The organism is Limosilactobacillus avium (assembly GCF_947381485.1).
Taxonomy (GTDB): domain Bacteria; phylum Bacillota; class Bacilli; order Lactobacillales; family Lactobacillaceae; genus Limosilactobacillus; species Limosilactobacillus avium.
The window spans coordinates 1-8,785 of record NZ_CANCWN010000047.1 but is presented as its reverse complement, the minus strand read 5'-3'; the positions used below and the strand labels follow the sequence as shown (position 1 = coordinate 8,785).

Here is an 8,785-nt window from a genome sequence, read left to right as displayed (position 1 = left end):
TTTTTGATTAAATCAAAAATCATAGTTCGCATTTTCTTAGTTAGAAGCTAGAAAATAATAGTTAATTCCCAGCCTCTTATTTTTTAAACGGTCAATTCCGCAAAGAATTTTGTGGCGTCTTCTTGAACCATCGTAAAGTCAAAGCCAAACGACAGCTTCTGCCGGTTAATAGCAATCACTTCCGCGTTCTTATTCCGGTATTCCAGCAGGCCAGCAAACGGGTAAACCTTCATGGACGTCCCAACGATCACCACGAGGTCGGCACCCTGCATTGCCTGGACAGAATTAATGATGTTTTCCTGCTTGATTCCTTCGTCGTAGAGAACAATATCCGGCCGCAACGGTCCGCCATCCTCCTCGTGAATCCGGCTCTTCAGGTAGTCTTCAACCGGAACCGTCTTACCACACTTCTCACAGAACACGTTGTAAAGGTTCCCGTGGAAGTCAATCAGGTGCTTAGTGCCCGCTTCTTCATACAGGTTATCGATGTTTTGCGTAATCACCGTTGCCCGGTCCTGCTGGGTCAAAGCCGCCTGCTTTTCATGAATGATATTCGGTTTAGCATCGGGGAAGTAGAGGTTCTTCTTGCAAAATTCGTAAAAGCCTTCCGGGTCACTTGCAAAGTAGCGGTGACTCAGGTAGTATTCCGCATTCCGGTTCTGGGTGTAGAGGCCGTTTGCTGACCGAAAATCCGGAATACCAGAAGCTGTCGAAACGCCCGCCCCGGTCAGGAAAACAATGTGCTTGGCATTATCAAAGGTTGCTTGAATATTCGTGTCCATCTAATTACTTCCTTACAATATATGGGATACTGTGTTGCTCAAGAAACTTCTTCACCGGCTGGGCGTAAATACGCTTAAACATTTCCGGCGTCTCTAGTTGGGGAGCCGGCATGGTAAACGAGTTCTGCCGGTCGCTACGCCGAATACCAATGTACGCCCGCTTCTTCGTTCCCCGCTCCTTCATATCGGAGTGGTAAATTTCAAAGACCTGACGGAGGCTCAACCGTAACTGCCGCTCACTCAGGACTGGTGAAAGGGTCGTGTACTCGTTGTTGTGGAGAGCCGGCAGGTTCCACTCTTGCATCTGCTGGTCAAACAAGGAGTAAATCTTGATGATTGACCGCCGCATGTCAAATGGCGTCTTAATCGGCTTGGCAGTGATTGTTGCGTACATCTTCTTGGCTGCAGCCAGCGCTTCTGGATACTTAGCCTTCAGCGTTTCTTCGTACTGGTCCAGGTGGTCACCGTAGAATACCAAGGCATCGAGGAGGGTCAAAAGGCGGAGAGTCTTCTCCTCATCCCCCTTTTCCCCTTCCGGCGTCAGGGTGTGTTCAACCCCCTTCAGGTATTCCTGCTCAATTTGTTCATCAATGAAGCCGTGCTTTCGTTGTTCAGCGACCACGACCCGGTGCATGGCAACGTTGTAGAGGTCTGTCGACATGATCATCATCTGCTCATCAAGCTGCTTGTCACCCAGGGAAAGTTGGAAAAAGATCTGGGGAAAGCCGCGCAAGAGCATCAGGAGGTGGAGAAGCTCATGGGATGCCGTGTAGTTGGGCGCGGTCAGGTCGGTCACAATGATAAAGAGCCCGCCCGGCAGCGTCTTCTGGGTTGCCTGGTCATGACGGACGTAACCCGATTTTTCACCATGAAACTGAACAAAAACGGTCCCCTCAGGATAAAGTTCGTTCACCTGCTTAAGCAGTTCCTGATTCGCCGCATTTAACTTTATTTCTTCACTCATGCAATTAATCCTTTCTTATTTCATCAAGTACCCGCCGGGCTGCTGCCTGGTCCACATGGTCGAGCGTGGCCAAACGCTTTGTTACCAGTGGCACCTCCGCCGGTTGGGCCCCCACGCTAATCGCCAGTGACCGGTACTGGAGTTTCATGTGCCCCGCCTGAATTCCGGCACTTGAAAGGGCCCGCAGTGCCGCTAAGTTCTGGGCAAGGCCAACGCTGGCGGTCACTGCCGCCAACTCCTCAGCCGTTTGAACGCCACTGATTCGGTAGTTTGCCCGGGTCAACGGGTTCAGGCCGATTGAGCCGCCAACAACCCCCACCGGTAACGGAAGGGTTAAGCGGCCGACTAGCTGGCCATTTTCCACTTGCCAGCTACTAAGACCCCGGTACTGACCATCACGCGCCGCATAGGCATGGGCGCCCGCTTCGATGGCACGCCAGTCATTACCACTGGCAATTAAGACGGCGTCAATCCCGTTCATGATCCCCTTGTTATGGGTTGCCGCCCGGTAGGGGTCAGCCTGGGCAAGGTCGCTTAACGCCGCAATCCGCTCGGCTACCTTTTGCCCCGACATCTGCGGGGTTGCCAGGTCTTTGAAGGCCACCGTGCACGTCACCGTTTGTAGGCTGGCGGTTGCGTAGTTACTTAAGATTGCGCAGAGGACGTTAAAGTCCTGGGCCCGCAGCCACTTACCAACCGCTTCGGCCATCGTGTTGACACTGTTGGCCCCCATCGCCTGGCAAACGTCAATTCCCAGGTCTACACTGATAAAGCGCCCCGGGGTCCGCAAGCGGACGCTCTTGGCCCCGCCGCCGCGTCGCTGCATTGACGGGTGAGCATCATTAGCAACCTTAAGCATCTCGCTTGTGTGTTGTTTTAGCCAAGTTAAGTCGGTATTGGCATCACCGCGTGGCTCTACCACCACCTGGCCAACCAGTTCCCGGCTTTGCTTTTTGGCAGTGAAGCCGCCACTCTTCGCAACCCGCTGTGCACCGTTGGAAGCCGCCGCGATAACGGACGGTTCTTCAACCACCATTGGTACCTGGTATTCCTGACCATTGACGACAAGCTTCAGGGCCACCCCTTCTGGCAGGGAATAATCCGTGAGGTAGTTCTCCACCAGCTGGTTACCCAGGTCAGACGTGTGGTCAGCCAGTAAGTCGCTCACAGATACTGGTAGCTTCAGGGTTGTCGTTAGCCGCTGCCGCCGCTCTTTTGGTGACAGTTTATAAAAGCCGTGTTGCCAATCACTCATTGTTCTGCTTCCTTTGGTTGACGTATTCGGTAATGATGCCTTCCCGCACACCACTCTCCGAGAAGATCACCCGGCCATCGGTGTTCCGCTGGAGAAGGCTGACTAAGGGGAGCATCCCCCCGACGATAATGTCCGCCCGCTCCTGCTCCAGACCCGGGATCCGCTTGCGCTGGGCCAAATTCCGGTTCAACAGTTCCCGGTAAGTAGCGTAAACCGCCCGGGCGCTAAGCTGGTAACCGTGGATGGTCCGCCGGTGATGGCGGTGGTGGTAGGCCCAGGCCATCCGGGCCAGGGTCCGGTTAGCACCGCCAAGGAGGACGATTGGCACCCGCGTTGCGTAACGCAGCCAGGGAATCTTCTTCAGACGGTCATTCATCGCTACCTGGGCCCGAAATAGGTCCGCCGAACGCACATAACCATTCAGGTGGAACTGCTCCGAAAGGTTGACCGCACCAAACGGAATCGAGATCAAGTCCCGGGCGCGGCGCTGTTGAACTAACACCAGTTCACAGCTTGCCCCACCAACATCTAAAATCAAACAGTGGTTAAGCTTAAGGGTCCGAATGACCCCCAAGTAGTCGTAATACGCCTCTTTTTTACCCGACAAAACCTGAAGCTGAATGCCAACTTCCTTTTGCACCCGGTTCAAGAATTCCTGACGATTCCGGGCCTGACGAACAGCTGCCGTGGTGATTGCCCGGACCTTGACGTTGGGAATTCCTTCATAGAGCTGCTTAAAACGCTTCAGAGCTTCAATTGTCCGCGTCATCGCTGCTTCTTGGAGCACCTTTTCGCGCCCCATTCCTTCAGAAAGACGGGTATTTTCCTTTACCCGCTTAATTTCACGAAAACGGCCATCCGGTGCAACTTCTGTAATTGCCATCCGTGCCGAGTTAGAGCCGAGGTCAACAATTGCGAGGTTTTCCACTATTTTCACCTCCGCTACATTAAATATAATTTAAAAGAATCGATCTCTTTTATGTTACCATGTTCCGTTCCGTGAAACACTAATTGTTACTGGTGTTTCGCAACTTTTTTTGCAAGAGAAAAGCCCCCGTACTCAAATTAACGAATACGAAGGGCGTTCCCAATTTTCAATTATATTTTAACCGAAGTAGTTAATACCGATGGCGTCCCGAACTTCCTTCAGGGTCTGGTTGGCAACCTCATTGGCGTGGGCGGACCCTTCCTTCAGGACCTGGTCAACGTAGTCCATGTTGGCGGCATACTTTTCACGCCGTTCCCGGATTGGCTTCAGCTCCGCCTGCAGGACATCGTTTAAGTAGCGCTTGATCTTAACGTCACCGAGGCCCCCTGCCTGGTACTGTTCCTTCAACTTAGCCACTTGGTCCTTGTCCGGGTCGAAGATGTCGAGGTAGGTGAAGACAGTATTACCTTCGACGTGCCCAGGGTCGGAAACCTTGATGTGGGTTGGGTCGGTGTACATCGACATGACCTTCTTTTGGATGGTGTCAGCGTCGTCGGAGAGGTAGATGCAATTGCCGAGGGACTTGCTCATCTTGGCATTGCCGTCAAGGCCAGGGATCCGGCCCTCACCCTTTGGTGGGAAGACCCCTTCCGGTTCAACCAGGATGTCCTTCTTGTAGATCCGGTTAAAGGTCCGAACGATTTCCCGGGTTTGTTCCAGCATCGGTTCTTGGTCGTCACCAACTGGCACGGTATCGGCCTTGAATGCCGTGATGTCCGCAGCCTGGCTCACGGGGTAGATCAAGAAGCCAGCCGGAACACTCTGGCCAAACTTCTTCTGCTTAATTTCCGTCTTGACAGTTGGGTTCCGCTTCAGACGGGAGACGGTGACCAGGTTCAGATAGTGCATGGTCAGTTCGCTCAGGGCTGGTACCTGAGACTGGACGAGGATGGTTGACTTCTTTGGGTCAATCCCCACCGCCAGGTAGTCCAAGGCCACTTCGTGCAGGGAGCGCCGGATCTTTTCGGGGTCCCGGGCGTTGTCAGTCAGGGCCTGTTGGTCAGCGATCATGATGAAGGTGTCGTACTTCCCCGTGTTTTGCAGTGCTACCCGGTTCTTCAATGAACCAACGTAGTGACCAATGTGTAGCTTACCCGTTGGCCGGTCACCAGTTAAAATTACGTGTTTCTTTTCTGCCATCATTAATTCCTCCTTATATTAAAAGCGCCCCATTAGCCGATTGACTAATAGGACGCTTGCGCGCGGTGCCACCTACATTGCAAATAACTTGCCGCTCTTTATTGATAATCATGTTAAAATCCAGTTCGCACCCTGGGGACCTTTTCACCAGCCGTCCCTCGCTAAACTCGTGCTACTCAATGTCTATATTCTAACCATTTTCGCTCCAAAAGGCAAGCGGGCAAGGCAAACGCTTGTTCCGGATGAAAAGTCCCCGTATAATGGAACAAGAATCTAACGAAAGGAGGGCTAACCGTGGCCCGCACCTACTTGGCAATTGACCTCAAATCCTTCTATGCTTCGGCGGAGTGTGCCGCTCACCACCTCAACCCGCTGACCACTAACCTCGTGGTCGCCGATGAGTCCCGGACGAGTAAGACCATCTGCCTAGCCGTCTCCCCGGCCCTTAAACAGTTTGGGGTACCAGGCCGGCCCCGCCTCTTCGAAGTCGAGCAAATTGTGGGAAAGTTGAACCGGGAACGAGCGCAAAAGGCGCCCCACCACCGGCTAACCAAGTATAGCTCCGTTTACCGGCCGCAGCTTTTGCGCAACCCCCGTTTGCGGATTGGCTTCAAGATTGTTCCACCACGAATGTCCTTCTACCTAAAGAAGAGTGCGGAGATTTACGAAATTTACCTCCGTTACCTCCCACCGGAGAAAATCCACCCCTACTCTATCGATGAGGTCTTAATGGACGTCACCGATTACCTGGCCGAGCACCACGTTTCGGCGCATGCCCTGGCCAAGGAGATGATCCAGACGATTCAGTTGGAGACGAAGATTACCGCCACGGCGGGGATTGGGACGAACCTCTACCTTGCAAAAGTGGCGATGGACATCGTTGCCAAGCGGATTCCGGCGGATGAGGATGGCGTCCGGATTGCCCAAATGAATGAACAGGAATACCGCCGCTACCTATGGGCCCACGAACCGTTGACCGACTTCTGGCGGATTGGTCGCGGTTACGCCAAGCGCCTCCAAAAGCTGGGACTAAACACCATGGGTGACATTGCCCGCTGTTCCTTGGGTAAGTTGTCCGACCCCTTAAACGAGGAGGTCCTCTACCGTGAATTCGGCAAGAACGCCGAGCTGATCATTGACCACGCCTGGGGATACGAATCGGCCACCATGGAAGACATTAAGAACTACCGGTCGAGCAACCACGGAATCTATTCCAGCATTGTCCTGCCTAAGCCGTATAAGTACAGTGAGGCCCGCCTGGTGGTCCGGGAGATGGTCGACATGCTGAGCCTCCAGATGGTTAAACGGGACCTGGTTGCGGACCAGTTTTCGCTGACGGTCAACTACGATGTCCAAAGCCTCCACCAGGGTCATGGTTACCACGGGCCGACGACGACTGACTTTTATGGTCGAGAGGTTCCCCACCCTGATCACGGTAGTTTTACAACTAAGCTCCCAACAGCATCACCACGGGAGCTAACGGATCACTTCCTGGAGGTATTTCAGCAGAAGGTCAATTCCGACCTCTTCGTCCGCCGGGTTACTGTCACCGCTAACCACCTAGTGAAGCAGGCGGTCGCGGACCAGATGACCCATACGGAGCAGCTGGACCTGTTTACCAACACCAACCAGCACCTGCAAAAAGAGAACCAGGAACGTCGCCAGCGTCAACAGGACCAACGGATACAAAAGATGGTCCTCAAACTGCAGGACCGCTTTGGGAAGAATTCGATTATCCGGGCCGCGGACTTGAAGGACGGGGCGGTTGCCAAGAAACGTAATAAGGAGATTGGGGGACACCGGGCATAATGGACAAGAAACAATGGGAAGCCGAGAAGAAGCAGTTCAACGATACATCCCGTTATAACGACATAATGGACGTGCCCCGCCACGTCTCAAGGGCCCACTTGCCGATGCCCCAGATCGACCGGGCCGGCCAGTTCGCCCCGTTTGCTGCTTTGACCGGCTATAAGGAGCTTTTGGACCAGACGGCCAAACGCTACCAAAATAAGGACTACCTCAGCCATGCGGAGTTGCTGGCCCTCACTAAGCAGATCAAGGAGCTGAGTAAGGTTAGGCCCTGGCCATTGGTCACCGTTACCTATTTCAATGGGCAAAACGGCTACTATGAACAGTACACCGGACAGTTGGTCAATGTTGACTGGCGACGGCAACGGCTACGTTTTCGGGACGGGAGCTCGGTTGTGATTCGAAGTTTGAAAAGAATTAAAGTAAAAAAAGATAAGTAAATAATTATTTTACGTTATAATACCCCGATATATTCTTAACTAATTTAGGAAAATAGCTAGTGATTGACGTGGCAAATCAATCACTGGTTTTTCTTTTTAAAGGGACGCTTACTGCATTGATTTCCGTTTGTCGAGTATTATATTTATTATGTTTAACATATTAACTGTAGATAAATAACGATAGCTTTTATTCTTGAATATTCCAAAAAATTAGCAAAATATTCTTTAATTATTTTACTTCCGAAAAGTATGTGAATTTAGGAGCAATGCCAAGCGATTCTTCTTTAAAATCAATATTCCATTTCTATATATAATTCAATATTTCCAGCAGAATATCAGTTTTCCGCGTTTTACATGAAAACGTTGCCAATGTATACTGACAACTGTAGTAAGGCACACTTATTGTCATTTTGTTAATGAAAATACCATTAATAAAATTGCGGACACCAAAAAGCCCTCTTAAGCAATACCAAAGTGACACTTATCACAAATACTGTATTTGCTTTTTAAGGAGGTAATTACTTTGGCTTCTAACTATACTAAAGAACCCAAGGGTTACACAATGTCTACTGTGATGCAAGAAGCAGCACGTTGTCTACTGTGTGAAGACGCACCTTGTTCTAAGGCATGTCCAGCTCACACTAATCCAGCTAAGTTTATTCGGAGTGTTCGTTTCCGCAACGTTAAGGGGGCAGCCGAAACCATTCGGGAAAACAACGCCCTCGGTGCTATTTGTGCCCGGGTTTGCCCAACTGAACGTTACTGTGAAAGTGCATGTACCCGTGCAAAGATTGATGGCCCAATCGACATCGGTGGGATTCAACGCTACGTTACCGACATGGAACGGAAGGAAAACATGCAGATCCTGCACGCCGGTAAGGAAAACGGCATGAACGTTGCCATCATCGGGAGTGGTCCTGCCGGGCTGCAAGCCGCTGCCACCTTACGGCAAAAGGGTTATGGTGTTGACATCTACGAAAAGAATGCCAAGGCCGGTGGTTACCTGACCTACGGAATTCCTGAATACCGCCTGCCAGAAGCCATCGTTGACTATGAAGTTCAACGGATTGTTAACCTCGGGGCCAACATCAAGTACAACGTTGCCGTTGGTAAGGACATCACCATGGACGACCTGAAGGCTAAGTACGATGCCGTTATCGTGGCCATTGGTACCAGTGCTGCCAAGACAATTCCGATGTTTGAACACAACATCTGCACGGAATCCGCTATTTCCTTCCTGGCCCGTGCCAAGGAAAACAAGGGCAAGCTTGACGACCTGCCGGACAATGTTCTGGTTATCGGTGGTGGTGACGTTGCGATGGACGTTGTTACAACCCTGAAGAAGCTGGGTGTCACCCACGTTACCGACATGGTATACGAAGAATTCTCTGAATTTAAGGCTTCCAA

8 protein-coding genes are annotated in these 8,785 nt (G+C 51.6%); 3 read left to right on the top strand and 5 right to left on the bottom strand.

Translation table 11 applies throughout. The features are described 5' to 3' along the window. Nucleotides 1–83 precede the first annotated feature (83 nt). The 5 genes from QOS01_RS09815 to trpS form a co-directional block, all read right to left on the bottom strand. Entirely contained in the window at nucleotides 84–782 is a 699-nt protein-coding gene (locus QOS01_RS09815) for an NAD-dependent protein deacylase (protein ID WP_283622195.1), read from the bottom strand. 4 nt (nucleotides 783–786) lie between these two features. Beyond that, entirely contained in the window at nucleotides 787–1,746 is a 960-nt protein-coding gene (locus QOS01_RS09810; protein WP_283622194.1) for an IpaB/EvcA family protein, read from the bottom strand. A 4-nt stretch (nucleotides 1,747–1,750) separates the two neighbouring features. Further along, on the bottom strand, nucleotides 1,751–3,001 hold the full coding sequence (locus QOS01_RS09805) for a hydroxymethylglutaryl-CoA reductase, degradative (RefSeq protein ID WP_283622193.1): 1,251 nt from the start codon (nucleotides 2,999–3,001) through the stop codon (nucleotides 1,751–1,753). Further along, the gene (locus QOS01_RS09800; protein ID WP_283622192.1) at nucleotides 2,994–3,929 is read right to left on the bottom strand and encodes a Ppx/GppA family phosphatase; all 936 of its coding nucleotides are present in this window, start codon (nucleotides 3,927–3,929) and stop codon (nucleotides 2,994–2,996) included. The genes QOS01_RS09805 and QOS01_RS09800 overlap by 8 nt, the downstream gene beginning before the upstream one ends. Nucleotides 3,930–4,106: 177 nt before the next feature. After that, nucleotides 4,107–5,129 carry a tryptophan--tRNA ligase gene (trpS, locus tag QOS01_RS09795; RefSeq protein ID WP_283622191.1) on the bottom strand — a complete coding sequence of 341 codons (1,023 nt, stop codon included), beginning with the start codon at nucleotides 5,127–5,129 and terminating at the stop codon, nucleotides 4,107–4,109. A gap of 294 nt (nucleotides 5,130–5,423) precedes the next feature. Between trpS and QOS01_RS09790 the strand changes: the two genes are divergently transcribed. From QOS01_RS09790 to QOS01_RS09780, 3 genes are all read left to right on the top strand, one after another. After that, complete coding sequence (locus QOS01_RS09790) at nucleotides 5,424–6,938, top strand: Y-family DNA polymerase (protein ID WP_283622190.1); 1,515 nt, start codon at nucleotides 5,424–5,426, stop codon at nucleotides 6,936–6,938. Then, the gene (locus QOS01_RS09785; protein ID WP_283622189.1) at nucleotides 6,938–7,378 is read left to right on the top strand and encodes a hypothetical protein; all 441 of its coding nucleotides are present in this window, start codon (nucleotides 6,938–6,940) and stop codon (nucleotides 7,376–7,378) included. The genes QOS01_RS09790 and QOS01_RS09785 overlap by 1 nt, the downstream gene beginning before the upstream one ends. A 562-nt stretch (nucleotides 7,379–7,940) precedes the next feature. After that, nucleotides 7,941–8,785, top strand: an 845-nt coding sequence (locus QOS01_RS09780; RefSeq protein WP_326521109.1) for an FAD-dependent oxidoreductase, incomplete at its 3' end; no start/stop codon positions are given.